This is a genomic window from Streptomyces antnestii, from assembly GCF_004005495.1.
In the GTDB taxonomy this organism is placed as follows: Bacteria; Actinomycetota; Actinomycetes; order Streptomycetales; family Streptomycetaceae; genus Streptomyces; species Streptomyces antnestii.
On record NZ_RZYA01000010.1, the window covers coordinates 20,758 to 45,743 of the forward strand.

At 68.8% G+C, this 24,986-nt stretch carries 21 protein-coding genes; 9 read left to right on the plus strand and 12 right to left on the minus strand.

Going from position 1 to position 24,986, the window contains the following annotated elements; all coding sequences use genetic code 11:
* Nucleotides 1–28 precede the first annotated feature (28 nt).
* The 7 genes from EOT10_RS21200 to EOT10_RS21230 form a co-directional block, all read right to left on the minus strand.
* The gene (locus EOT10_RS21200) at nt 29–1,453 is read right to left on the minus strand and encodes an outer membrane protein assembly factor BamB family protein (RefSeq protein ID WP_189491893.1); all 1,425 of its coding nucleotides are present in this window, start codon (nt 1,451–1,453) and stop codon (nt 29–31) included.
* A 143-nt stretch (nt 1,454–1,596) separates the two neighbouring features.
* Nucleotides 1,597–1,896 carry a WXG100 family type VII secretion target gene (locus EOT10_RS21205; RefSeq protein WP_127829856.1) on the minus strand — a complete coding sequence of 100 codons (300 nt, stop codon included), beginning with the start codon at nt 1,894–1,896 and terminating at the stop codon, nt 1,597–1,599.
* A gap of 59 nt (nt 1,897–1,955) precedes the next feature.
* Nucleotides 1,956–2,261, minus strand: coding sequence for a WXG100 family type VII secretion target (locus EOT10_RS21210; RefSeq protein WP_317617357.1), 306 nt, complete (start codon nt 2,259–2,261; stop codon nt 1,956–1,958).
* A 140-nt stretch (nt 2,262–2,401) separates the two neighbouring features.
* A complete protein-coding gene (locus tag EOT10_RS21215) occupies nt 2,402–3,565 on the minus strand; it encodes a S8 family serine peptidase (RefSeq protein WP_223281124.1) in 1,164 nt (387 codons plus the stop codon).
* 140 nt (nt 3,566–3,705) lie between these two features.
* Nucleotides 3,706–5,460 carry a WXG100 family type VII secretion target gene (locus tag EOT10_RS21220; protein WP_127829859.1) on the minus strand — a complete coding sequence of 585 codons (1,755 nt, stop codon included), beginning with the start codon at nt 5,458–5,460 and terminating at the stop codon, nt 3,706–3,708.
* Complete coding sequence (locus EOT10_RS21225; RefSeq protein ID WP_223281125.1) at nt 5,457–5,933, minus strand: DUF2563 family protein; 477 nt, start codon at nt 5,931–5,933, stop codon at nt 5,457–5,459. The genes EOT10_RS21220 and EOT10_RS21225 overlap by 4 nt, the downstream gene beginning before the upstream one ends.
* A gap of 375 nt (nt 5,934–6,308) precedes the next feature.
* On the minus strand, nt 6,309–6,662 hold the full coding sequence (locus EOT10_RS21230) for a DUF4333 domain-containing protein (RefSeq protein ID WP_127829860.1): 354 nt from the start codon (nt 6,660–6,662) through the stop codon (nt 6,309–6,311).
* A 258-nt stretch (nt 6,663–6,920) separates the two neighbouring features.
* On the opposite strand from EOT10_RS21230, the gene EOT10_RS21235 reads away from it, so the two are divergent.
* Nucleotides 6,921–7,637, plus strand: a complete 717-nt coding sequence (locus tag EOT10_RS21235) for a hypothetical protein (protein ID WP_127829861.1) — start codon at nt 6,921–6,923, stop codon at nt 7,635–7,637.
* A 73-nt stretch (nt 7,638–7,710) separates the two neighbouring features.
* On the opposite strand, the gene EOT10_RS21240 is transcribed toward EOT10_RS21235, so the two are convergent.
* The 5 genes from EOT10_RS21240 to eccB all read right to left on the minus strand — a co-directional run bounded on the left by EOT10_RS21240 (nt 7,711) and on the right by eccB (nt 13,133).
* Nucleotides 7,711–8,235, minus strand: coding sequence for a hypothetical protein (locus EOT10_RS21240; protein ID WP_189491895.1), 525 nt, complete (start codon nt 8,233–8,235; stop codon nt 7,711–7,713).
* Between the two features lie 49 nt (nt 8,236–8,284).
* Nucleotides 8,285–9,583, minus strand: a complete 1,299-nt coding sequence (locus EOT10_RS21245; protein ID WP_127829862.1) for a putative T7SS-secreted protein — start codon at nt 9,581–9,583, stop codon at nt 8,285–8,287.
* Nucleotides 9,584–9,658: 75 nt separating this feature from the next.
* Complete coding sequence (locus tag EOT10_RS21250; RefSeq protein WP_127829863.1) at nt 9,659–9,964, minus strand: hypothetical protein; 306 nt, start codon at nt 9,962–9,964, stop codon at nt 9,659–9,661.
* A gap of 345 nt (nt 9,965–10,309) precedes the next feature.
* Nucleotides 10,310–11,590 (minus strand): type VII secretion-associated serine protease mycosin, encoded by a 1,281-nt coding sequence (mycP, locus tag EOT10_RS21255; protein WP_127829864.1) that lies wholly within the window; start codon nt 11,588–11,590, stop codon nt 10,310–10,312.
* Nucleotides 11,591–11,603: 13 nt separating this feature from the next.
* The gene (eccB, locus tag EOT10_RS21260) at nt 11,604–13,133 is read right to left on the minus strand and encodes a type VII secretion protein EccB (RefSeq protein ID WP_127829865.1); all 1,530 of its coding nucleotides are present in this window, start codon (nt 13,131–13,133) and stop codon (nt 11,604–11,606) included.
* Nucleotides 13,134–13,312: 179 nt separating this feature from the next.
* Between eccB and eccE the strand changes: the two genes are divergently transcribed.
* From eccE to EOT10_RS21300, 8 genes are all read left to right on the plus strand, one after another.
* On the plus strand, nt 13,313–14,674 hold the full coding sequence (eccE, locus tag EOT10_RS21265) for a type VII secretion protein EccE (protein ID WP_127829866.1): 1,362 nt from the start codon (nt 13,313–13,315) through the stop codon (nt 14,672–14,674).
* Nucleotides 14,674–15,504, plus strand: coding sequence for a hypothetical protein (locus EOT10_RS21270; RefSeq protein ID WP_223281126.1), 831 nt, complete (start codon nt 14,674–14,676; stop codon nt 15,502–15,504). Before eccE ends, EOT10_RS21270 begins: the two co-directional genes overlap by 1 nt.
* A gap of 336 nt (nt 15,505–15,840) precedes the next feature.
* Nucleotides 15,841–18,669: an SCO5717 family growth-regulating ATPase gene (locus EOT10_RS21275; protein ID WP_127829867.1), complete on the plus strand. Its 2,829-nt coding sequence runs from the start codon at nt 15,841–15,843 to the stop codon at nt 18,667–18,669.
* 358 nt (nt 18,670–19,027) lie between these two features.
* Entirely contained in the window at nt 19,028–20,938 is a 1,911-nt protein-coding gene (locus EOT10_RS21280; protein WP_127829868.1) for an ABC transporter substrate-binding protein, read from the plus strand.
* Between the two features lie 36 nt (nt 20,939–20,974).
* Nucleotides 20,975–22,051 (plus strand): ABC transporter permease, encoded by a 1,077-nt coding sequence (locus EOT10_RS21285; protein ID WP_127829869.1) that lies wholly within the window; start codon nt 20,975–20,977, stop codon nt 22,049–22,051.
* A complete protein-coding gene (locus EOT10_RS21290; RefSeq protein ID WP_127829870.1) occupies nt 22,048–23,007 on the plus strand; it encodes an ABC transporter permease in 960 nt (319 codons plus the stop codon). The genes EOT10_RS21285 and EOT10_RS21290 overlap by 4 nt, the downstream gene beginning before the upstream one ends.
* Nucleotides 23,004–23,984, plus strand: a complete 981-nt coding sequence (locus EOT10_RS21295) for an ABC transporter ATP-binding protein (protein WP_127829871.1) — start codon at nt 23,004–23,006, stop codon at nt 23,982–23,984. The genes EOT10_RS21290 and EOT10_RS21295 overlap by 4 nt, the downstream gene beginning before the upstream one ends.
* The gene (locus tag EOT10_RS21300; RefSeq protein WP_127829872.1) at nt 23,981–24,973 is read left to right on the plus strand and encodes an ABC transporter ATP-binding protein; all 993 of its coding nucleotides are present in this window, start codon (nt 23,981–23,983) and stop codon (nt 24,971–24,973) included. Before EOT10_RS21295 ends, EOT10_RS21300 begins: the two co-directional genes overlap by 4 nt.
* Nucleotides 24,974–24,986 lie beyond the last annotated feature (13 nt).

Below are 24,986 nucleotides of genomic sequence, written 5' to 3' on the forward strand. Positions count from 1 at the left end.
GTACGGCCCCCGTTGGTCATCTCGTTCATCAACCCGCGCTGCCCACGCCGAAGGCCAGCCATTCAGGCACAGGCTGTCCCTTGATCACTTCTCCGCGCACCATGTTGCTACCGAAGAAGATGCGCCCGTCCTCAACTACTACGTCACTGAATTTCGTGTACGTCAGATCCATGGCCTGGCTGAGAACAGTGAAGTAGAAGTAGACCGTCTCGTTTCCGGTACTCGGATCGAGGCTCACCAGCGAGAATGGCGCGTAGTTGTCAGTGCCGCGCCTGAACGCGAGAAGCCGGTCACCGCTCATCCGGATGGGATAAATCATCTGGTCCGGACCCGCCTCGAACTTCACTACAGGCTTCCCGGTTCCTAGATCGAAGGAAACGATGCGGTTCGTCTGGTGATTGGACCCGCCGACCTCTTCGCTACTGTTGATGAAAACTTGACCGTCGCCGACAGCGATGTCGCTGCAGTCGTCGACGGCCGAATAAACGACAGCATCGTCACAATCTACTTCGTAATGGCCACCGTCCAAACGGACGGTTGCCCTGTACTTCCCTCTCTCGTCAAGTGAGATGAGGTCAGAAATACTGTCCTCACCGGCTGCGACAGCCAGGACAGGCGGTTCGGAAGAGACAATAAACGTGAGAGCAATCTTCTTCGCAACGTTGTAGCGCCACTTTTCCGCACCTGTGCGCGGATCGATTTTGGCGATAACTTTGCGCGTCGGCTCATAGATCGATGTCGTGCAATCCATTCGAAGCAGCAGCGTCTTGCCCCCGGAAAAACCACCTTCGCGACATTTGGCGGTCGCCTTTCGCTCCCAGAGACGCTTCCCTGAATTCATGTCATAGCCAGCAGATCCGGTTTTCCAAGAAGATTCCACAACGCCACGGGTCATCGTCACATTCGGGAGCTCACCAAAGCCGGAATCTTTCCACGGAATTACTACCTGCCAAACCTTCCTTCCCGAATCCAGATCAAACAGCGCGAGCCGATTGCAGCCACCGTCCTTCTTTTTGTCCTTGAAGGCGATGGCTGTACGGCCATCGACCGTCACGTGCTTCGTCCAGGCACAGATGGATCCGGAGAGGTTACGTCTCCACGCCGCGTGACCCGAACCGGTCTCGGCTGCTTGCAGGACGTCGTCGTTGCCCTTGACCAGCACCTTGTCCGTCGCCCAGGTTCCAGGCGTCTCCTGGTTCTGATTCGGCTTGACGCCACGGTCCTGCACCGACGCCACCAGATGACCTGCTGCGCCACGTGGACGCTTCTCTACGGTCTCCCGGATGTCATCGGGCGCCTGCTGAACAGCTGCTGCTTTGTTCTCCGTTCCCGACCCGCCGCTCCCCGGCAACCCGGCAATCAGAAACCAACCGCCCACGCAGACCACCGCCACCAGGGCCAGAACAGCGGAACCCCACACCTTCACGCGTCGGCTGCGACGCTCTTCTGCCACACGCGTCGACTGTGTGAAAGGTGATGGTGGTGGTCCGAAGCTCATTGCGTTCTTCCGTTTCCATGAAGCGCTTGTTGCGCACCGGCATGACAACGGGGTGGGCGCCTCCCGCGCGCGCCCACCCCGCGTTCTGTGCTGTCCCTTTAGAGGAAGAAGCTGGCGGCCTTCTTGTCGCCACCCATGTAGTCACCGCCGGCCTGGTGCACCACGTGGCCGATCTGCTGAAGGGCGTTGTGGATGTCGCGGGCTTCCTTGTCCCACCTCTGCTGCTCGCGACCGTAGGCGTTCTGCGCCTCGCCTTCCCAGTAGGCGACCGTGCCGGCGACCAGTTGCTTGATCTCCTCCAGGTCGGAGTCGAGCTGCTTGGCCATGTTTCCGATCTCGGTGGCCGCCGTGTCGAGAGAGCCGTACTTGACGACCATCTCGTCGTGGTTCATACCCATGATCTACTTCTCCATCTCCCGTGGATTCGCTGACTATTGACGCGCGAGAACGCGGGTGTTTAGTAGCCGCTGAGCGTGGACTTCGGGGCGCCGTCGTACACGTCGATCTTCTTGACCGCCTGGAGCACCTGGTCCTCGGAGTCGTCCTTGATCTTCCGGGTGCCGCTCATCGCGTCGAGGAACTTCACGAGGATGCCGCCGATGTTCTTCAGCGACGTGTTGATCTCGTGCTGCTTCGTGTTGAAGGCGTTGGCGCCGATGCCCTTCCAGTTACCTTCCAGGCTGTCGATCGTTCCCTGAAGTCGGTGCACCGTCGACTTGATGTTGTCGAACTTGTCCGCGATCTTGCGCTCGAGCGCAACCATCTCGGAATCTGAGAGCCGCTGACCCTGTGCCATGTTCGGCCTTCCTCTCGTGAATTACTGATGGAACTTTCCGGATTCCCGACGGGGCCGGGGTAAGGAACTGGTCCCCCGCTCGACGGGCGCTGGACGATGAACCGGACTCAGCCGGAGCGTCGAGCCCGCACCACCGCGAACGCCCCGCCCCCGATGACCACGACCGCGGCCGCGACTCCGAGGGCGAGCCACAACTGGTCGTTGCCGTTCGAAGAAGACTTCGAAGTCGATCCTGCCGCCGCGGTCTCGCCGCCTGAAGTGGATTTCGCGGGCTGTGACGAGGCTGGTACGGAAGCGGAGGGGCTGTCGCCGGTGGGGGAACCGGCAACTGACGTCTTCTCGTTGGTGATCGGATCGACGTCGGGAGCCCCGGGGTTCCCCCTGCCGGCGATCAGGTTCTGGGCGGGCCTGATCAGCCCGTAGCCGAGGTACTTGCTCGGCTTGTTCTTCGGCCAGTCGCGGGCGGCGGTGTCGATCATGACCCGGAGTACCTGGCTGGCGGTCCACTTGGGGTGCGCGGACCAGATGAGGGCGGCGGAGGCCGAGGCGATGGCGGTGGCCTGGCTCGTGCCCTTACCCGGGCAGTACTGCTGGAAGGTCGCGTCGCACCAGGTGGGCACGTTCACGCCGGGGGCGGCGAGATCGATGTAGTCGCCGGACTGGGAGAACTTGCCGACCGTGCCGGTCTCATCAGAGGCGCCGACACCGACGACTTCGGGAAGCGCCGCCGGGAAGCCGATAAAATTGTCCTTGTCTCCGGAGTTCCCGACCGCGGCAAACATCAGCTTGCCCTTCTTCGCCGCGTACTCGATCGCACTCGTCTCTTCGGCATTCGGGTACTCGGCACCGAACGACATGCTGATGATCTGTGCGTCCGAGTCTGCGGCAGCCCTGATCCCCTGTGGAATCGAAGCGGTCTTCTTGCGCTCGGCCTTGTCCTTGAGCTGGTCGAGCTTGACGCGCACCGGAATGATCCGAGCCCCGGGTGCGAGGCCTTGCAGACCGCCACCGGCCCCGGAGCCCGCGATGAGTTCCGCCATGCTCGTGCCGTGACCGCCGTAGTCCTTGGTCGCTCCGTACGCCGCTGCGGCGGGGACGTCGTTCTCCAGCACCTTCCCCCTCAAGGACGGCGTGGAAGGGTTGACGCCACTGTCGACGACCGCGACCTTGATGCCCTTACCGGTGCTCACCTTCCAGAGCCTGTCGGCCAGCATCTTGTCCAAGTACCACTGCTGCGGCCGGACATCGTCGGCGACTGCGCTGGGAGCCATACCCGTGGACAGAACGGCAAGAGCACCGAGCATCGCCGCCGCGCCGGACGCAACCTTCCCTGCGCGTCCCCCGAGCGGCGTCGCCCATCTGCCACGACGGTTGGTCCCTGAATTCATGCTCTCTACGTCCTCGCTCGTGCTTAGTCGATCACCGGCGGCACATCGCGCTGCGGCTTCTTGGGGACATGGGTCTGCTCGTCCTCGACCAGGTGGTCGGGCCGCTGCACACCGTCGCCCGTCTCCTGGTCAGCACTCCGGTTAACTTCGGACCCTCGTACGAGGCCGGACCCGCCGGCGGTGAAGCCGTTCCTGCCTGCGCGGGAGCCGGGATTACGTCCTGCGGGAGTGCCGGTCACACCGTCGGAGCCGCCGAGGGAACCGCGCCCCGGCATCTGGTTCCTGGCGGCACTGTTCGTCGCGCTCGGCGCCCCCATGACTCCTCGCTGGCTGATACCGCCCCTGGAAGTCCCTGAACCGGTAGCGCCCTCGCCCCCGATGACCGTGCCCTTCGGCACCTTGGAGCCCGGCTTCGCGGACGCACCCGTCGTGGTGGGCTTTCCGCCTATGACGCCACTGTCACCACGGCCTGTACCCCTCGGCCCCATGCCTTGGCGCCCGGACGGCGTTCCTGCGGGCTTGGCGGTTCCGCCGGTGACTCCGTGTCCCATGGCGGTCGGCCGGCCTCCGGGCATTCCGCCCTTGACGCCGGCCTGGCCGGTCGCGCTGGGGCGGCCCATCGGGTTCGTTCCGGTCTGGCCCAGTCCTCGGGCCGTGACAGGTCCCGTTCCGGCTCGCCCCTGTGCGCTCGCTTGAGTCCTCGGCATACCGTTCGGACCAAAGGGACGTCCGACCTGCCCCTTGGCCAGGGGGTTGGGACCGCCCTGGACATAGGGAGGAAGTGGGAGTCCCTGCGGGCCGGTTGTCGGCGTCGTCGGGGTGGTGGTGTTGGTCACGGAGGTCGGCGTGTGCTGAGGAAGCGTCTCGACGCTGTCGATCGCCGTTCCGATGTCTCGGACCGGGTGGCCGGTCGAGTCAGGGATGTACTTGATCGGATCCAGGCCGACGTTCGCGTGCCGGACATCGGTCGGGTGAGGCTGCACTGTCGTGTGGTCGGTGGGCGGCGCATGATGTTGGAACGTTCCTGACTCACGGCCGGTCGGAACGCTGCTCCAGCTGCCGCCAGTGGGCTTCGGCACCCCCACATTCGGCATCGCCTCGAACGTGGGTGGTTTCAGGCCCTTCAGGGACTGTTCGGAGACCACGTAGAAGGACGACAGCCTGTTCATCTGGTTGATCGCCTCTTGGCGATGGCCCTCGACCTTCGTGGCCGCCACGTAATCGTGGTTCGTGTCGATGCGGGCGACGACAGGGATGTCCTTCACCGACGTCCGGACCATCCGGGTGTCGCGCGGCGGCATCGCGCTGCGTACCGACGCCAGGCCCGTCCCGGCGGAGGTGATCTGCACGCCGGCGGCCTTCGCGTACTCCGCCAGGTCGTCGGCGTGGCCGGCCAGGCCGGTTCCCCAGATCTGGAACGCCTTGCCCGCCTCGCCCTGCCAGTCGTCCTCCGCGGCCTTCAGGTGACCGCGGAGTTCAGTCGCGGCGTCGGAGATCGCCTTCTGCGCCTTCCAGAGGGCCTCGCCGGCGCTCTCCAGATCGGCGGGGTTCGTGTGCTCGACGATGTCGAGCATGTCGTTGAGCTCGTGGTCCTCGAAGTTCGTCTTCTGACCGGGGACGCGGAGCCTGCCGAAGCCGAACGCGTCGTGCATGACCTCGGACATCCGGTTGGTCATGTCGGTCACGCCGACCTGCAGATCGCTCTGCTGCTGGCCCGTCAGCTTTTCGTAGTCGTCCTTGGCCGAGTCGCCCTTGGCCGAGTTGTCTTTGCCGGTCACAGCCCGAACCCCCCACCCGCGTGCTTCTTGTCGTTGCGCGGCGGCGCGGGCTTGCCGGCCTTCTCGCGCTCCGCGGCCTGCTCGTCGTGCTGGATCTTGGCCTGGATGGCCCAGAAGCGACGTCGCTGCTCGTCCTCGAGCTTGTCGTAGCCGACCTCGGCGCCATGCGCGGCGATACCCATCGCCTCGATCTGCAGGCTGAGCGTCTTCGACAGGGAGGTGAGGCGCTCGTGTACGACGTTGTACTGCTGGTACAGGCCGTCGGCTTCGGGGAACGACGTCCCCGCGCCCCGCAACGAGGTCGGCTGGATGACCTGGTTGCCCACCTTGGACGACGAGCCGTCCGAGCCTTCGAACTCGGTGAGCAGCTTGTCGACGCGCTGCTTGAAGGACTTGAGGACACCCGCGCCGACCTTCAGGTCGGCGGCCGTCGCCGCGGAGACACCGCCCATACCCATGTCAGCAGGAAGCACGACGTGTCCCCTTCCCCGTTCCCCGTAAGTCCATCAGCCCCCGCCACCCGCAGCGCGGTGGCGCGAGGGTCCCTCATCGCGCCTTTACCACTCTAGCTACCGCGAACAACCGAACCAACTGAGCTATGTGCTAAGTCAGTTACGAAACGTGCCGCTCTCACCGGGCTTTCGGGGGCAAACTTCCCATCTTGCGCCCCTTCCAGAAGGCCAGGGCGGCTGGGGCACTTTAGGTGTACGGGACCTCAGGGGATACACGGTGAACAGGCCCCCATGAAATCTTCACCTTCGTTACGGAAGGGAAGAGTGGTCACATGGGGACCTGCCGAACAATCAGTCTGATTTCGCCTGTCGGGAGGCGCGGTGCAGCCGAAAGGGTCAGCTGGCGGCCGGGGTGGGCTTCTCGTCGGCCTTGATGCCGAAGTTGATGTTGCTTCCCTGGACCGAGGAAACCTTGACCGTCACGCCGAGCGTGCTGCCGTCGCTCGCCGTGAGCGTGCAGCGGCCGGTGTTGCCGACCTTGCCCACGAGGTCCTCGGGGCAGGTGACGTCCGGCTTCGGCTGGCCCGTGGTGGCGGCGAGCTTCTCGGCGACCGTGTCGGCCAGCTTGGCCTTGGACAGCTCCGGGTCGGACTTCCCCGCGCTCACCGACGCCGAGCAGCCGACAAGCATCGCACCTGCAGCTACGACCGACAGGGCCCACGTTGCGGCGGAGAGGCGGGACTTGATCATGGGGTGGAGTCCATTCCGGTGGTCGTCGGCAGCTGGTCACAGACAGCCGGAAGGGCTGGCCGCCCCGTCGGCGCGCCCAGCATATGGCGCATAGGAGACACCCACTTGGCACACTTCCTTTAAACTAGGGCAAATCGGACCACTTCACCGACTCTTCGCCCCAACGGCAAACGATCTTCACTCGCGTCATCACGGGTTGGCGGTCACGACGTCGGCCTCGGTTCACAGGAGCACACGACGTCGGCAATAATCCGGCCCATGGAACAGCTGAGTGGGATCCTGTTGAAGGGCCTCGTGTACGTACTTATTTCGGGATTGGTCGTGCTCGCGATCCGGGGGATCCTGCGCCTTAACCGAGCGGGCGATCAGATCCAGAAAGAGTGGGCGGAACTCGAAGGGGTCGCCGCCTCGCGTGGCTGGACCTATGAGCGGCAGGCGCCCGGACGGGCCACCCAGTATTGCGGCGTGGGCCCGATGCCGGGCAAGGGATCGAACCTGACCGCGTGGCACCACATCACAGGGGAGTTCCGCGGCCGCTCCTTCAAATGCTTCGAGTACCGCTACGTGAATCCCATGTCGAGCACGACTCAGACCGGGAGCAAAAAGCTTACGCACGAGTCAATGTTCCTCATCGCTGCGCCCGGCTCGGGACCATTCATGCAGGTGGGGCGACCGAACAAGCTGGACAGGTTGATGGGCCGAAGGCCCAGGACACTGCTCGGCGTACCGGAATTCGATGAGAAGTTCCGAGTTGCCACGGATGATGAAGGTTTCGTCCGGAACGTGCTCACCGACGACGTGAGGGCCTTTCTCCTCTCGGATCCGCGTGCAGCGAGGAGACCCCTTCGCGTACGCGACGATGAACTCTTCACGTGGTACACCGGTTATCTGTCGCAGCAGGCGATCGAGGACCAGTTGAACTACCTGTGCGACGTGATGGACCGGATTCCCGCGCAGGCGTGGACATCCGCCTGAGAAGAATCAAAGAAGCCCCTTGGCCCGGATCAAGAATGCGCCGGGACAAGGGGCTTTTCACGTGTATCGACGGCTAGTTGGCCCCGGCAGCGGAGTCATCGGCCTGCTGCACCGTACGCAGGAATTTCTTGTAGTCCTCGATGACTTCGCCGAGTTGGTCCCGCGTCGCGGTGAGGACGATTTCGATCACCGCGCGCTGAGCGGGGTTCCGTACGTCCTCCATGCCGAGGAACACCTGGCTCTGGCACAGCTCGATGGGCTCCCCTCGCAGCGTCGTGGAGAGGACGACGTTCTGCACGATTCCCGGAGAATCCGTGAGCCCGGGGAGGTCCGGCGTACCGATCTCGGTCTTCTTGAGGACGCGCACGGGCCCGCCCTGCTCAAGCCGCGGGATCGATTCGTCGGCGATCTGCGAGATGGTGGCGCCGTCGTTGCGCATCTCACCGGAAATGGTGATGTTCGCTGTGAATCCGCCGTCGACGGAGGCCGGGTGGAGCGCGACGAACGCGACGTTCGGCGCGCCGACCTCGTCCGGCGGTGCCGCCACCCAGCCGTCCGGCAGCGAAAAGGAAATCTTGACCGGCAACGTGGCTGCCATGGTGGATCCAATCCTTCGGTGAACTTCAGCGCGGGCTAGAAACGGCGGGTCAGAACCAGCTGCCGACTGTGCTGTCCCAGGCGTCGCCCACGGCGTCGGCACCATCGCTGAGCGCGCCGGTCAACTTGTGGGTATCGACGGTGACATTGAATCCGACCTTGCCGCCCAGACCCAAACCCACGCCGACATCGCCGCCGATGGTGAACTTGCCGTCCTTCATTCCGAGATCGCCATGCGCTTCGGCACCCACGCCGGCCCAGCCCTCGGCGTTCACACCAGCGCCGACACCACCGACGTCGGCGGAGGCGGATCCTGTCGCCTTGGCTCCGGCGAACGCCTCGGCGCCGGCGTGCACTCCGTCTTTCCCGACGGAGACGTTCGCCGACGCATCGGCACCCACGAAGGCTTTCGCCTCACCCTGTACTGCGGCGACGCCGTACTCCACGCTGCCGTTCGCGGAAGCCTGGGCGAGATACGCGGTTCCCGAGACACCGGCCTTGAGTCTTCCGTCGGTGGCACTGAAACCGGCCGAACCGTCCACACCCAGCGCCTGGACGCCTGCCCCGTACTTGTACTTGGCGTCGCCCCACTTCCCGTCGTCCTCGACGCCGGCCGACCACACGCTGGCCTTGCCCGACCACTCGGCGAGTTTGATCTCTACCGGCACCTTCTTCTTACCTGGTGCGGCCTCATCGTCGCCAGCGGCCGGATCGGGCTTGTCCCGGAAGTACCACTTACCGTCCTCGTCCTTGCCCCACACCTTGTCCTTGCGGCGCGGGTTGGTCTCGTCGCCGAACCACGACTGCTTCTCCCTTTGCCACGCCTCCGGCGCGATGGCGCTCTTGCCGACGCCGTGGTCCTCCAACCACTTGTCGGCGTCCACGCCGCTTCGGACCGCCTGAAGCCAGCCAGGGCTGTCCTTGGAGTCGCCCGCGAGGTCATGAAGCTTTTTGATGAGCTTCTCGGCCTCTGTCTTGAGCTGCTTGCGCGCTTCGCTCAGGATCGTTTCGGCGCCCGCGTGGTCGCCGGCCTTCCACTTGTCGATCGCGTTTCCGGCCTGCCCCTGCGCCCAGGTCAACATGGAGACGTACGAGTGGACGGCCTTGGAAGCCCCGTCCAACGCATCGCCGGCGGAGTACCAGTTGGTCTTCTCCTTGGCCAAGGTGGGCCAGAAGGCGTCGCTGGCCTCACCGACCCAGCCCTTGATGCGCAGATCGCGCAGGCCGTCGCCGACCTTCTCGAACTTGTCGGACCAGCTGTTGAAGGTGGTCTCGATGTCGCCGAGCTTGCCGGCGTCCCCCGGAATGAGATCCTTCGGGTCGTCGGTCGACCCGAGCGTCGCTGCCATGAGTGCGGAATCCCTGCTCTTCTTCTTGAGTTTGTGCGTGCGTCTACGTCTACGACTGCGTCTGGCTCAACACCGTTAGGCCAGCGCGGACTTGACGGACTTCACAGCGTCGCGGATGGCCTCGTCCGTGTCCTGGTAGTTGCCGTCCGCCGCGTCCAGCCCGTCTGCCAGCGTCGCCGCGCAGTCGGCCAGGAACGCGCCCCCCGCCTCCCACGTCGCGCAGAACGTCACCAGGGCGGCGGCCGCGTCGTCGTCGCCCACCTTGGTGGCCACATCCGCCGCGTCCCCGAGGTCTACCTTCTTGACCGGTTTGAGGACCTCGACGATGTCCTTCCCGCCCTGCTTCAACTCGCCCGGGCCGACTCCGAGATCCTTAGCCACGGCGGCTCCCCCTCTTTCAACTCCACCTGCACACACGCCCGACAGCGGTGGGCAAAGGCACGCTACCACCGGAAATACGCCTCACAGCGCGCCCTCACCGGCCCTTCACAGTCGGGCTCACGGACCCCTTCGGCATCGAGAGATCGCCCGTCCACGCCGCGCCGAAAAGACGGCACCAGGGTGAACACAAGGGGAGAATTCGCCAGTTCGCGAACTCCGTTACCCAAGGCCGCGGTTGCCGAAGGCCCCGGACCTCAGGGGCCTCAGGGATCTCAGGGACCTCAGCAACCACAGCACCCTCAACAGCACTTCAGCACCCGCCCCGCCGCGAAGTGAGCATCACCGTCACGCCCCGCCGGCCGCCTTCCGGCTCCGGCGTCGTGCGTCCCGTACCGCCACGGACGCGCCGCCCAGGCCCGCCACGAGCACGGCGGCTCCGACGACCGTGTACGTGGCGAGGCGGGTGTCGCGCTGGTCCGCCGTCTCGCCGAAGTGGAGTTTCGCCACTTCGGGAGCCTTCGCCCGGGTGACCCCCTCGTGGGCCGACGGGGTCTCGATCGGGTGGTCCGGGTCCTCCGTGACCGCGCGGAGCGGGTCGACGACGCCCCAGCCGACGAGGCGGTCGTGGCCGGCGATCGAGCGTTCCGCGGTCTGTTCGATCTGGGCGACGACCTCGGCCGCCGTCCAGTCGGGGTGCTTCGCCTTGACGAGGGCGGCGACCCCGGCCACGTACGGGGCGGAGAAACTGGTGCCGTTGTCGGAGCAGTGGCCGCCGCCCGGGACCGTGGAGACCATGTCGACGCCCGGCGCCGCCACTCCCACGAAGTCGCCGGACTGGGAGAACGCGGCGCGTTCGTTGTTGCGGTCCGACGCGGCGACCGCGAGGACGCCGGGGAACGAGGCCGGGTACGTCGTCTGCACCTTGCCGTCAAGGCCGTCGTTGCCCGCCGAGGCGACGACCACGATCTTGGCGTCGAGGGCCGCGTTGACCGCGTCCTGCAGCGCCTGGGCAGGCCTGACCGCGTTCGCCGTGTCCTGGGAGATGTTGATGACCTGGGCGCCGACGGACATCGCGTAGCGGATGGACTTCGCGAGGGTCTCGGCCGTGCCGTGGCCGTCGGCGTCGTTCTGCTGGATCGGGATGATCGTGGCCTTGGGGGCGAGGCCGACGAAGCCGGTGCCCTTGGCCGGGCGTGCGGCGATGATGCCGGCGACGCGCGTGCCGTGGCCCACGGTGTCGGTGGTGCCGTCCTCCTTGCCGCGCGCGATCTTGTTGCCGTCGGCGTCCTTGAGGTTCGGGAGCATCTCGTTCTTGCCGAGCGACGTGTCGACGGCTCCCCTGAGCTGTGGGTTCTTGACGTCGACGCCCGTGTCGATGACGGCGACCTTGACGCCCTTGCCCTTGGTCTCGCTCCACAGGTCGTCCAGGAGGACGCGCTGGAGCGACCAGGGGCGGCCCGCGTACTTCGGGTTCTTCGGGCCGAAGGTGCACTGCTCGCCGTCGGCCGCCGCCGGGCCCGCGGGCAGGATCACGGTGGTGGTCACCGTCACTGCCAGCGCGCCGACGAGCGCCGCCTTACGCGTCCACGCCGGCGCGGACTTTCCTGACGCTGATGCGTACGCCATCGTGTCCCCCGCCCTAGGAGCCCTGCGGCTGGCTGGCCGCAGTGGTGGACAGGCGCGGGCCCGTGGGCAGGAACTGCGACCAGGCGAGCGGGATCGGCGCCGGGTCGACCTTGTCGTAGCCGAGCCTCGTCACCGCCAACTTGGCCTCCGAACGCAGGTCCTTGCGCTCCTTCTCCGTGGTGCCGATGCCCGAGTCGTCGGCGCCGCTGTCGCTGTTGGACTGCATCGCGTAACGCAGGCCCGTGTCGGTGACGAGGAACACGGGGCCCACGCTGGTCTCGGTGCCCGTGAACTGACGGTAGAGCTGGCCCGAACCGGCCGTGACGTAGGCGCTGGAGGAGCCGACGGGCAGGGGGGCGGGGAAGTGCTTGCCGGCCCACGTGCTGAGGGTGGTGGCGCCGCTGCCGGGGTCGACCTTGTCGAGGACGTTGCAGACGGTGTTGCGGCTACCGGCTGCGGTGGTGGCCTCGTTGACCGTCTTCGGCTCGTACTTCGGCCAGTCGGCGGGCCCGAAGCTCTGGCCGGCGACGATGGCGCCGGGGCCCACCTTGAGCGGCTCGCCGTTCTGGCCGAGGGGGTCACCAGGGCTGCCCAGGAGCAGGTGGGCGGTGAAGTCCGTGACCGGGGCGACCGTGTGGGGCAGGACGACGTAGTACTGGCTCGGCGTCTTGAGGACCATGCCGACGCGGTTCGCGGTGCCGTCCAGCGTGCTGTTCGTCCGGGCGGCGGCGCCGGGGGTGCCGTCGAGCTTCGGGAACGAGATCTGCGTTCCCTTGTTGAGGGTGTCCAGCCAGTCCCTGGAGACGCGCTCCGGCTTCTGGCCGGCGGGGAGGTTGATGCCCAGGGCGCGCAGGAGCTGTTCCTTGTCGGTGCCCTGTTCGATGGAGTAGGCGGTGCCGTGGGCGTCGACGACGTACTCGGTCTTGGCCTTGTCCGGGCCGACGACGTACATGAGGTCGCCGCCGCGCAGCTTCGACTCGGGGCCTTCGGTCTTGCCCAGGTCACGCTTCGCGAGGACGAACGCCGCCTTCTGGATGGCGCGGCCGCCCTCGCCCGGGCGCTCGCAGACGGCCCAGCGCTTCGCGGACTCCGCCTCGGAGTCCGCCGGCAGACGGTCGGGGGCGTACGGGATGCCGATCGTGGCGCCGTGCGGGATCTTGCCGCTGTCGAGCACGTCCTCGGACACCGTCACCGGGGGGTTGTTGCTCGGGTCCACGAGGAGCTTGGCCGAGGCCATGTTGAGGACGGGGTGCAGCTGCTTCTTGCCGTCCGTCATCAGAACCACGTACCGCGTCGTCGACTTGCTCGCGACGATCACGTTCTTGTGGAGTTCATCCCATTTGGGCGGCGCTGTCGGCTTGAACATCCCCCACGCCCCGAACACGGCGAGGACGACGACGCCGACGATCACGCCGGGCATCACCGCACGCAGCGGTTTCGGGGCCCCTTCCTCCGATCCGGAGGGTGAGGGCTGGAGAAAGGACGCGAGCGTACGACGCTTCGCGAAGGTGTAGGCGTTGAGTTCGTCCCGCCGTGATGCCATCTGTGTCCGCTTCTCCCCGTGCAGCGCTCGGGGGTACCTGCGTCCCCCGCCCTCCGTTGTCAGACCCGGCCCCTACTATGCCTGTTGCGTGCTTGTGCGTGTGGGACGGGTAGGGTGCTGGGGCCTTCAAAGACCCTGTGCGTCAGGGATTTTCGGGAGAGTTCGGGGGGTTTGGAGTGATGGCTTCCGCAACGCGGACCCGGTCACGGTCGCAATCCCGGTCGCGGTCGGCAGGCCGGCCGGGACGGGGAGACGGTGCGCCGGCGACGCGGGCCGGCGGGCCCGCCGGCCCTCCGGTGGCGACCGGTGGTCCGGTGTCGCTGCATCTGAAGTCGCGTTCCGGACGGACGGGATCGTTCCGGCTTCAGCAGATGGTGATGATCGAGCTCGCCGCGGCGCTGCTCGTCGGCGGCTGGGTCGCCGGCCCGCTGGCCCTGGTGCCCGCGGGCGTCGTCGCCGCGATCCTCGTCCTCTTCGCGGTGGTACGCCGCCGGGGGCGGTCGCTGCCGGAGTGGCTCGGCACCGTCCTGGCCCTGCGTGCGCGCAGGCGCCGTGCGGCGAGCACGCCGGTCCCGCCCGGCACGGAGCCCGGTCTCGCGCCCGCCGTCGAGTGCGACCCCGCGCTGCGGACGTACAGCTACAGCCGGGGGGACGACCGCGACCAGCGCCCCATCGGCATGGTGGGCGACGGCGGCTTCCTGACGGCCGTGCTCCAGGTCGAGTCGGACGCCACCGCCCTGCGGGCCGAGCGTTCCCGGCGACCGCTGCCCATCGGGATCGTGCGGGACGCCCTCGAAGTCGACGGAATCCACCTGGAATCGGCACAGATCGTGCTGCACACGCAGCCCGCGCCCGCGCTGCACCTGCCGCAACAGTCCGTGGCGGTGAGCAACTACGCGCCGCTGCAGGCCCAGACCGGTTCCCCCGCGGTCCGCATCACGTGGATCGCCCTGAAGCTCGACCCCGAGCTGTGCCCGGAGGCGGTGGCCGCGCGCGGCGGCGGCACCCTGGGGGCGCAGAAGTGCGTGGCCCGCGCGGCGCAGCATCTCGCGAGCCGGCTGACCGGCGCGGGGTTCCGCGCCAGCGTGCTGACGGAGGAGGAGCTGACGGCCGCCGTCGCGACGTCGGCGTGCGCCAACCCGATGGTGACGGCGCAGGCCGGGCGGAGCGAGGCGCCGCAGCGCAGGACCGAGGAGTCGGGCCGCAGCTGGCGCTGCGACAACCGCAGGCACACCACGTACTGGGTGCGGCGCTGGCCCCAGCTCGGTGGCTCCGGGCCCGCGCTGCACCAGCTGGTCGCGCTGCTCACGACGGTGCCCGCGCTGGCCACGACGTTCAGCCTGACGCTGTCCCGCGGTGACCAGCGGGACATTCGGCTCGCGGGCCACATGCGGATCACGGGACGCAGCGACAGCGAGCTGACCACGGCCCGGCGCTCCCTGGAGACCGCGGCCCGGCAGGCGAGAACGGGCCTTGTGCGGCTCGACCGCGAACAACTGCCCGGAGTTCTCGCCACGTTGCCCCTCGGAGGTGCGCGCTGATGGCCATGACGTCATCTCCCCCGGCCGGAGCAGGAGCCTGGGACGGCAGTTCCTGGAACCGAAACGGGAACGGTAACGGGATCGGGAGCGGCAACGCGGGTGCGCCTGCCACGCCCGCCGCCGGTGACCGCGCCCGCACCGGCTTCGGCCTCTTCGGGCCGCGTCACCAGCGGCACACCCTGTCCGTCGAGCAGCTGGACACGCTCGCGCTGCCCATCGGTGACGACGGAGTCGTCGTCGGTGTGGACGCGGACGGCCAGCCCGCCGTGCTCGGGGTGAACAGGCCGACGCCGTACGACATGGTGCTCATCGGCGGTCTGTGGACGGCGCAGGTGCTCGCGCTGCGGGCCGCGGCGACCGGGGCGCGGGTCGCGGTGGAGACCGGGCGGGCGCAGGCCTGGGCCCAGATGGTGCAGGCGGTCGGTGGCGGCCAGTCCGGCATGACGGTGCACGACGTCGGCCGGGTGCCGCCGCAGGGCGCGTCGGCGGGCGGTCCGGTGCTCGTGGTGCGGGACTGCGGTATGCGTCCGCCGCGCGGGCGGGTGGCCTCGGCGCCGTGGCAGTCCGTGCTGACGCTGCTGCCCTATCTGAGCCCGGTGGCGCCGCGGTTGATGCGGCAGGCGCGGCTCGTCGGGGTCCAGCGGGTGTCGCCGGACGAGGCGGCGGAGATCGGCCGTGTCATCGGCCTGCCGCGCGCGGAGTGGGAGTCCCTGCCCACGCTCGCCGACGGCGTCACTCTGTGGTGTACCGATCGCGACCGCCAGTACGTGATGACCCAGGCGACCGACGCCGAGACCGGATTGTTGGGTAACGCACGCCGGATGGACTGAGGCCGGCCCGGGGCCCGCCCCGGGCGCCTTCGGCGATCGAACTCGTTCCCCTTTGCGGCCTATTCGGGCAGTTTGCGTGCGCCGGACTGCGGGGTGTTCGTCACTTCCGTATCGCTTGGGCATCACTTGTTGGCCGCGTGTGACCTGGCAGGCGGCTCCGGAGAGACGGACGGGCCTGCCGTGCTCGTGGATTTGGTGATTAGGCTGGGACAAGACGCGCGCGTGAACCCATGAGCGGCTCGTACGCGTCCCAGGGGAAGAGCGCGGCGGATCGGACGACAGGAACGGTCGCCCCCCACCACGGCACGAGGGTGCTCGACCACACCAGGAGGCATTGTGAACAGCGATCGGAACGGAGTCCGCGGGGGCTGGGACACACCCGGGGATGATCACTCCGACGCGGAGTCCGCCACTGAGACGACGGGCGAGTTCACCATCGACTACGCCCCACCGGCCTGGTACACGCAGAACGCGTCGTCCGGCACGGGCGAGACTCCCTCGGCCACGCCTCCGCCTCCGGCGCCTCCCGCTCCTACGCCCGTCGCGCCCCCGGCGCCTCCCGCGCCGTACACGCCCTACGCGGCCGCCGCCGCGAACCCCGGGCCCGAGGCGGGTTCCGGGACCGGGGATCTGGAGAGCGGCGCGACGATGCGGTTCTCCGCGGCCGCGTTGAAGCGGGAGTTCGCCGAGCTGGCCGCGAAGGACGAGCAGAAGGCTGAAGCGACGACGGAGGAGCAGGCGGGCGGCGCCGATGTCGACGGCTCGGCCGCCGGCGGCTCTGACTCTGGATCTGGCTCTGGCTCTGGCTCTGGCTCTAGTGGTTCGGGTGGCTCCGACGACTCCGGTGACTTCGCCGTGGTCGCCATCGCCCCTGCCGCGCCCGACGCGGACGAGAGCGTGGACGGCGCCGGGGACGACGCGGTGACGGGCGACGCTTCGGACGACGCCGGTACGGGCTCCTCCGCCGATTCCGATGCCGACGCCGACGAGGACGCCGAGACCGGCACCGACAGCGAGGCCGCCCCCGACGCCGACACCGCTGCCGACGTCAGCGCGGACGCGGGCGAAGGCGCCGACGTCAACTCCCCCGCCCCCGGCACCCCCGAGGAAGCGCAGGGTGCCCCCGCCGCGTGGGCCCCGCCGCCCGTGCCGCAGGAGGGCGTCCCTCCGCTGCCCCCGGCGTTCCAGCCCGCGGCCCCCACCGCCGCCCCGCAGTGGCCCGCGCCGACGCCCACCGCGACGCCGGAGCAGCCGCAGGCCCAGCCGGCCGCACCGGTTCCGGCCCAGGGGGCGCCCGCGCCGCAGGGCTGGCCCGGGCAGAACACCCCGCCCGCGCCGCAGAGCGGTTACGGCTTCCCGCAGCAGCCCGCGCCCGGCGCCCCGCAGCAGGGCTACGGCTTCCCCCAGCCGACGCCACCGGCACCGGTCGCCCCCAACCAGCAGGCCCCGCAGGGCGGTTACGGGTTCCCGCAACCGCAAGCGCAGCCCCAGGCCCAGCCCGGTGCGGGTTACGGCTTCCCGCAGCCGCAGCCCGGCGCGCCCGTTCCCGGCCAGCCCGCCCCGCAGCTCCCGGCGCAGCAGAACCCGCAGCAGCCCGTCGCAGGCCAGCAGCCGCACCCGCAGCAGCCCGCGCCACAGCCCCACGCCCAGGCCCAGGCCCAGCACCCCGAATCCCAGCCCGGCCAGCACGCTCAGCCGCCGTACGCCCAGCAGGGTCAGCCCGACCAGCCCGGTCAGCCGTACCCCGGTCAGCAGGGTCAGCCCATGCCCGCCGCCGACCCCCGTACCGGTGGCGCCTGGCCGCAGCCCGTGCAGCACGACCAGCGCACGCCCACGAACGTCGGTGGCGCGCCGCTCGGTTACACGGCGGCCGTGGAGCTGTCGGCCGACCGACTGCTCAACAACAAGAAGCAGAAGGCGAAGAGCACCCGCCCCGGCGGTGGCAACGCGCGCTTCAAGCTCGGCGGCAAGAAGGAGGAGGCCGAGCGGCAGCGCAAGCTCGACCTGATCCGCACGCCGGTCCTGTCCTGCTACCGGATCGCCGTCATCAGCCTCAAGGGCGGCGTGGGCAAGACGACCACGACGACCGCGCTCGGTTCGACGCTCGCCACGGAGCGCCAGGACAAGATCCTCGCCATCGACGCCAACCCGGACGCCGGCACGCTAGGCCGCCGGGTGCGCCGTGAGACCGGGGCGACCATCCGCGACCTGGTGCAGGCGATCCCGCACCTGAACTCGTACATGGACATCCGGCGGTTCACCTCGCAGGCGCCGTCCGGCCTGGAGATCATCGCGAACGACGTGGACCCGGCGGTCTCGACGACGTTCAACGACACCGACTACCGCAGCGCGATCGACGTGCTCGGCAAGCAGTACCCGATCATCCTGACCGACTCCGGCACCGGTCTGCTGTACTCCGCGATGCGTGGAGTCCTCGACCTCGCCGACCAGTTGATCATCATCTCGACGCCGTCCGTGGACGGTGCGAGCAGCGCCAGTACGACGCTCGACTGGCTGTCGGCGCACGGGTACGCGGACCTGGTGTCGCGTTCCATCACGGTCATCTCCGGGGTCCGCGAGACCGGCAAGATGATCAAGGTGGACGACATCGTGTCCCACTTCGAGACGCGCTGCCGCGGCGTCGTGGTGGTGCCGTTCGACGAACACCTGGCGGCCGGCGCCGAGGTCGACCTCGACATGATGCGGCCGAAGGTGCGCGAGGCGTACTTCAACCTCTCGGCGATGGTCGCGGAGGACTTCGCGCGGGCCCAGCAGCAGCAGGGCCTGTGGACGTCGGACGGGAACCCGCCGCCCACCATGGCTCCGCCGGTGCCGGGTCACCAGCAGCAGCCGTACCCCGGGCAGCAGCCGTACCCGGGCCAGCAGCCCGTTCCGGGTCAACAGCCCGCCCCGGGCCAGCAGTTCCCGGGTCAGCCCGGCCAGCCGTACCCCGGTCAGCCCGGTCAGCCGTACCCGCAGCAGCCCAACCAGCCCGGCGCCCCCGCCCAGCCGCAGCCGTACCCGCCCCAGCAGGCCCAGCCGCAGCCCGGCGCCCCCGCGCAGCCGCAGCCCGGCCCCCCGCAGGGCTGGCAGCAGCAGCCCGCACCCCCGTACGGCGCGCAGCCACAGCAGCAACAGCCGCAGCCGCAGCCGCCTCAGCAGTAACACCGCAAAGCAACGCCACGCAGCACGACTCCGAGCGCCCAGGGCCCGCACCGTCACCACAGGTGCGGGCCCTGGGCGTTCTCCGACACACTCGACGGAGCTCGCCCCATAAACACATAACACCCCATCAAAAACGCATAAGGTGCGCCAAGGGCATCACGCCCTGGCCTGCCAGGCGTCAGAGGTCTCGACCAATGTGCGTGAAATGCGGGTCAACTCGTTATTTCCGCAGGCCACATGGGGTTCATGCGCCGTTGACGTGCGCAGACCGCCGCTGATAGACACACACATCAACCAGCTGGCGTCCCATGATCAACCTGCCACTCCTGCGCGAGCAACGACGCGAGGTCATCGAGCCATGGACACACAAGATCAGCCCAAGAAGGCACAGAGAGCACACGCTCCGCTCTTCTCCCGTTCCCCCCGTCGCGCGCCCCGCCGGACCCCGCGGGTCCTGCTGGCGGCCGGCGCCGCGGCGTTCACCCTGACGGCCGGCCTCGCCACGCCGCTCAACCCCGCGCCCCAAGAGGCCAAGGCGGCCGACGGCGGCAAGAAGGTCCTCACCGTCGCGCTCGCCCAGAGCGTCGACTCTCTGAGCCCGTTCCTCGCCCAGCGACTGGTCAGTACGAGCATCCACCGGATGATGTACGAGTACCTGACCAACTACGACCCGAACGACAACCACGCGGTCCCGGGCTTCGCCACCGCCTGGAAGCCGTCGGCGGACAAGCTCACCTGGACCTACACCATCCGGTCCGACTCGAAGTGGTCGGACGGGCAGCAGGCCACGGCGGCCGACGCCGCCTTCACCTTCAACAAGATCATGACGGACGAGGGCGCCGCGACGGCGAACGGCAGCTTCGTCTCCAACTTCAAGAAGGTCACCGCTCCGAGCCCCACCCAGCTGGTCATCGAGCTGAAGAAGCCGCAGGCCACCATGGCCGCGCTCGACGTCCCGATCGTGCCCGAGCACATCTGGAAGGACGTCAAGGACTTCTCGAAGTTCAACAACGACAAGACTTTCCCCGTCGTCGGCAACGGCCCGTTCGTCCTGACCGACTACAAGGTCGACCAGTACGTGAAGCTGAAGGCCAACAAGAGCTTCTGGCGCGGGGCGCCCAAGTTCGACGAGGTCGTCTTCAAGACGTACAAGGACCAGGACGCCGCGGTCGCCGCCCTGCGCAAGGGCGAGGTCTCCTTCGTGGCCGGCTCTCCCGCCCTGACGCCCGCTCAGGCGGCCTCGCTCCAGGGCGAGAAGAACATCAAGGTCAACGAGGGCCCGGGCCGCCGCTTCTTCGCGCTCGCCACCAATCCGGGCGCGCAGACCAAGGACGGCAAGAAGTTCGGCAACGGCAACAAGGCCCTTCTCGACCAGAAGGTGCGCCAGGCGCTGTTCATGGCGGTCGACCGCAAGACGATCGTCGACAAGGTCTTCCAGGGCCACGCCGTCGAGGGCGAGGGGTACATCCCGCCGCGCTTCGGCGACTACTTCTGGAAGCCGTCCGGCAGCCAGGCCCTCGGCTACGACCCCACGCGGGCGGGGAAGCTGCTCGACGAGGCCGGTTACCGGATGAAGGGCAGCGAGCGCGTCGGCAAGGACGGCAAGCCGCTCAACCTCCGCATCCTGTGCCACGCCACGGACCCGAACGACAAGGCGATCGGCAAGTACCTCAAGGAGTGGTGGGGCAAGCTCGGCATCGGCCTGAAGGTCGACTGCCTCGACGACGTGTCGGTGCCCTGGTACGCCGGTGAGTACGACCTCGCGTTCGACGGCTGGTCGGTCAACCCCGACCCGGACTTCGTCCTCGGCATCCACACCTGCGCGGCCCTGCCCGTCAAGGCCAAGGAGACCGCGCAGACGGACAACTTCATCTGCGACAAGACGTTCGACGGCCTGTACAAGAAGCAGCTCGCCGAGTACGACCCGGCCAAGCGCGCCGGCATCGTCAAGCAGATGGAGTCGTGGCTGTACGACTCGGGCTACATGAACGTCATCGCGTACCCGAACGCCGTCGAGGCCTACCGCACGGACCAGATCAAGTCGATCCGGACCATGCCCACCGCGGCCGGCAACATCTACGGCCAGGACGGGTACTGGAGCTGGTGGTCGGCCGTTCCCGCGGACAGCACGAGCGACTCGAACGGCACCGGCGGCGGTTCCGGCTCGACCGGCGTGATCATCGGTATCGTCGCGGCCGTGGTCGTCCTCGGCGGCGGCGGGCTGCTCCTCGCGAGGCGCCGGCGCACCACTGCGGACGAGCGCGAATAGCGGCACCCGGTACCGCACGAGTAACGAGAGTTCCCCATGACAGCAGAGAGCACTCCGGCGCTCGTGCAGAGTGCGGACACCGACGGCCCGGCTCAGGCCGGGCCGTCGGCGGCCCGCGGTCCACGGGCGCGCAACACCAAGGCCTATCTCCAGTACGTGGCGGGCAAGATCGCGGGGGCGGTCGTCTCGCTCTTCGCGGTCCTGGTCACCAGCTTCTTCCTGTTCCGGCTGATCCCCAGCGACCCGGTGAAGCAGATGACCGGCGGCCGCCGCGTCTCCGCGCAGCAACTGGAGTCGCTGCGGCACCAGTTCGGCCTCGACCTGCCGATGTGGCAGCAGTTCACGAACTACATCGGGGACGCGCTGACCGGCGACTTCGGCACGTCGTACCAGTTCCACGCCCCGGTCATCGACAAGATCTCCGAGGCGCTCCCGGCGACGCTGCTGCTCACCGGCACGGCGTACGTCCTCTACACCGCGCTCGGCATCTGGCTGGGCACCCGCACCGCCTGGCGCAACGGATCGCGCAGCGACCGCTTCAACACCGCGTTCGCGCTCACGCTCTACTCGGTCCCGTCGTTCTGGCTGGGCCTGCTCCTCATCATCGTGTTCTCAGTGGGCCTCGGCCCGATCCCGGGCCTGTTCCCGACGGGCGGCCTGGAGTCGGGCGGCGAGACCGGCTTCGCGTACGTCGTCGACGTCGCGCACCATCTCGTCCTGCCGGTGATCACACTGGTGGCGGTCGGCTACGCGCAGACGCTCCTGGTGATGCGCTCCTCGCTGCTCGACGAGATGGGCAGCGACTATCTGACGACGGCGCGCGCGAAGGGCCTGCGCGACGACGTCGTACGCCGCAAGCACGCCGTCCCGAACGCGATGCTGCCCACCTTCACGCTGATGTTCGTGAACCTCGGGCATGTCGTCGCCGGGCAGATCCTCGTCGAGACGGTCTTCTCCTGGCCGGGCCTCGGCGGGCTTTTCTACTCGGCACTCAGCGTGCCCGACCTGCCGCTCGTCCAGGGCCTGTTCTTCGTCTTCGCCACCGCGGTGATCCTCGCGAACACCCTCGCCGACGTGCTGTATCCGCTGCTCGATCCCCGGGTGGGCCGATGACTGCCGACACGAACACCGACCTCGACACCGACCTCGACAACACGCCGGTGCCGCCGCCGGCCGCCAAGAGCGCGCGGGCCCTGGCGCGCGCCCGTAAGCGCCGGTCCGCCGCCCGCTTCTGGCGCGAGTACCGCACGCACAGGAGCGGCCTGTGGGGTCTCGCCGGGCTTGTCGTCATCGCCCTCGTCGCACTGTGCGCGCCCCTGCTCGTCGGCGCGGACTCCCAGTCGGTCACCGACGCACCGGGCGGCGCGCTCGAAGCTCCCAGCGGTGAATTCCCGCTCGGCACCGACCAGTTCGGCCGCAGCGTGCTCGCCCTCCTGGTGTGGGGAGCGCGCGTGTCCCTCACCGTCGGGCTGCTCGCCGCGTTCCTGTGCGTGGCGATCGGCACGGTCGTCGGGATCGTCGCGGGCCACTTCCGTGGCTGGTACTCGACGGTCCTGATGCGGGTCACCGACTGGTTCCTGGTGATGCCGACGCTGGTCCTCGCCATCGCGCTCGCGACCGTGATGTCCCGCTCCCTCTGGACGGTCATCCTGGCGATCGGCGTGACGACCTGGCCCACGACGGCACGCCTGGTCCGCGCCCAGACCCTGGCCGTGGAGTCACGGCCGTACATCGAACGCGCCCGCGCGCTCGGCGGCGGGCACGGGCACATCATGCAGCGGCACGTCCTGCCGAACGTGATGCCGCTCGTCCTCGCTCAGACCACCCTCGTGATCTCCAGCGCGATCCTGACGGAGGCGACGCTCGCGTTCCTCGGCCTCGGCGACCCGACGATCACGTCGTGGGGCGGCATGCTCCAGGACGCGCGCGAGGCGGGCGCGGTCAGCGCGGGCGACTGGTGGTACCTGGCGCCGCCCGGGCTCGCCATCGCCCTCGTCGCGCTCGCGTTCACGCTGTGCGGCCGCGCCGTCGAAGCCGTCCTCAATCCGAAGCTGAGGGTGGCCAGGTGAGCCTTCTCGACGTCAGAAACCTCGAAGTGACGTACGCGGGCGGGGCGCGGGCCGTGCGCGGTGTGGACCTCAGTGTCGAGGCCGGCCAGAAGCTCGGCATCGCCGGCGAGTCCGGCTGCGGCAAGTCGACGCTCGCGCTCGCGCTGCTGCGTCTGCTGCCCGCCGGGACGAAGGTCTCCGGCGAGATCCTGCTGAACGGCGAGGACGTCCTCACCATGAAGTGGGGGCAGGTCAGGGCGGTGCGCTGGGCCGGCGCCTCGATCGTGTTCCAGGGCGCCATGCACTCGCTGAACGCGGTGCACCGCATCGGCGACCAGATCGCCGAGCCGATCCTGCTGCACAAGAAGGCGACGCCGTCGGGCGCGAAGAAGAGGGTCGGCGAGCTCCTTGAGCACGTCGGCCTGCCCGCGGCCCGCGCGGACGCGTATCCGCACGAGCTGTCCGGCGGGCAGCGCCAGCGCGTGATGATCGCGATGGCGCTCGCCTGCGACCCGGGCCTGATCATCGCGGACGAGCCGACGACCGCCCTCGACGTGATGATCCAGGCGCAGATCCTGCGCCTGATCGAACAGCTCGTCTCCGACCAGGACCTCGGCCTCGTCATGATCAGCCACGACCTGGCCGTCCTCTCGGACACCTGCGACCGGCTCGCGGTGATGTACGCGGGCCGCGTCGTCGAGGAGGGCCCGGCCTCCCAGGTCTACGAGAACGCCCGGCACCCGTACGGGAAAGCCCTGTCGGCGGCGTTCCCGCGCATCGGCGACGTGGCGTCCCGGTTCGCGCCGCGCGGTCTGCCCGGCGACCCGCCCGACCCGTCGGCCCTGCCCACGGGCTGCACGTTCCACCCGCGCTGCCCGGTGGCGCTCGACGTGTGCGCCACCGAGGACCAGGAGCTGCGGAACGCGGAGCCCGGACGGCGGGCGGCCTGCGTGCACGTGGGCGCCGCCGTCACCGACGCAAGGAGCACCACAGCATGACGAGCAGTACGTCCCCCCTGCTGACCGCCGGCGCCCTGCACGTGACCTTCCCGGGCCGCCGGGGCGCGGACCCCGCGCGGGCCGTGGACGGCGTCGACCTGGACATCGCGCCGGGCGAGATCGTGGCGCTCGTCGGCGAGTCGGGCTGCGGCAAGACGACGCTCGCCAGGTCCCTGCTCGGCCTGGTCCCGCCGACGTCCGGCCGGGTCACGTTCGACGGGAAGCCCCTCGACTACTCCTCGCGCGCCCTCAAGGCGTACCGCAAGCGCGCCCAGCTGGTCCTCCAGGACCCCAGCGGCTCCCTGAACCCGCGGCACACCGTGTACGAGGCCGTGGCCGAGGGCCTGCGGATCCACGGGTACGCCGGAGACGAGCGCGAGGCGGTGTCACATGCCCTGTCCCGGGCGGGACTTCGCCCCCCGGAGCGCTTCTTCCTGCGCTACCCGCACGAACTATCGGGCGGCCAGCGCCAGCGCGTGGTCATCGCGGGCGCGCTGGTCCTGGAGCCCGAACTGATCGTCGCCGACGAGCCGGTGGCCTCCCTGGACGCGTCCGTGCGGGGCGAGATCCTGGCCCTGCTGCTCCGCCTGCGGGACGAACTCGGCCTGGCCGCGCTGGTGGTGACGCACGACCTCGGCCTGGCCTGGAACATCGCGGACCGGGTGGCGGTGATGTACCTGGGCCGGATCGTGGAGACGGGAACGGTGGAGGATGTCCTGACGGCACCTCAGCATCCGTACACACAGGCGCTGTTGTCGGTCCTGCCGGAGGCGCCCGGCGACCCGGTGGTCCTCACGGGCGAGCCCCCTGACCCGTCCCGCATCCCCGGCGGCTGCCGCTTCCACGCGCGGTGCCAGGTCCTGGCCGGAGGCGAGGCGGAGCGGGCCGGCGTCGCGGAGTCCTGCCGGACGGTGGATCTGCCGGTGCTTTCGGGGGGTGGCGGGTCACAGGTGGCCTGCCATTGGGCTCTCGCCCGGGGGGTGGATTAGCGTCTGCGGGTTG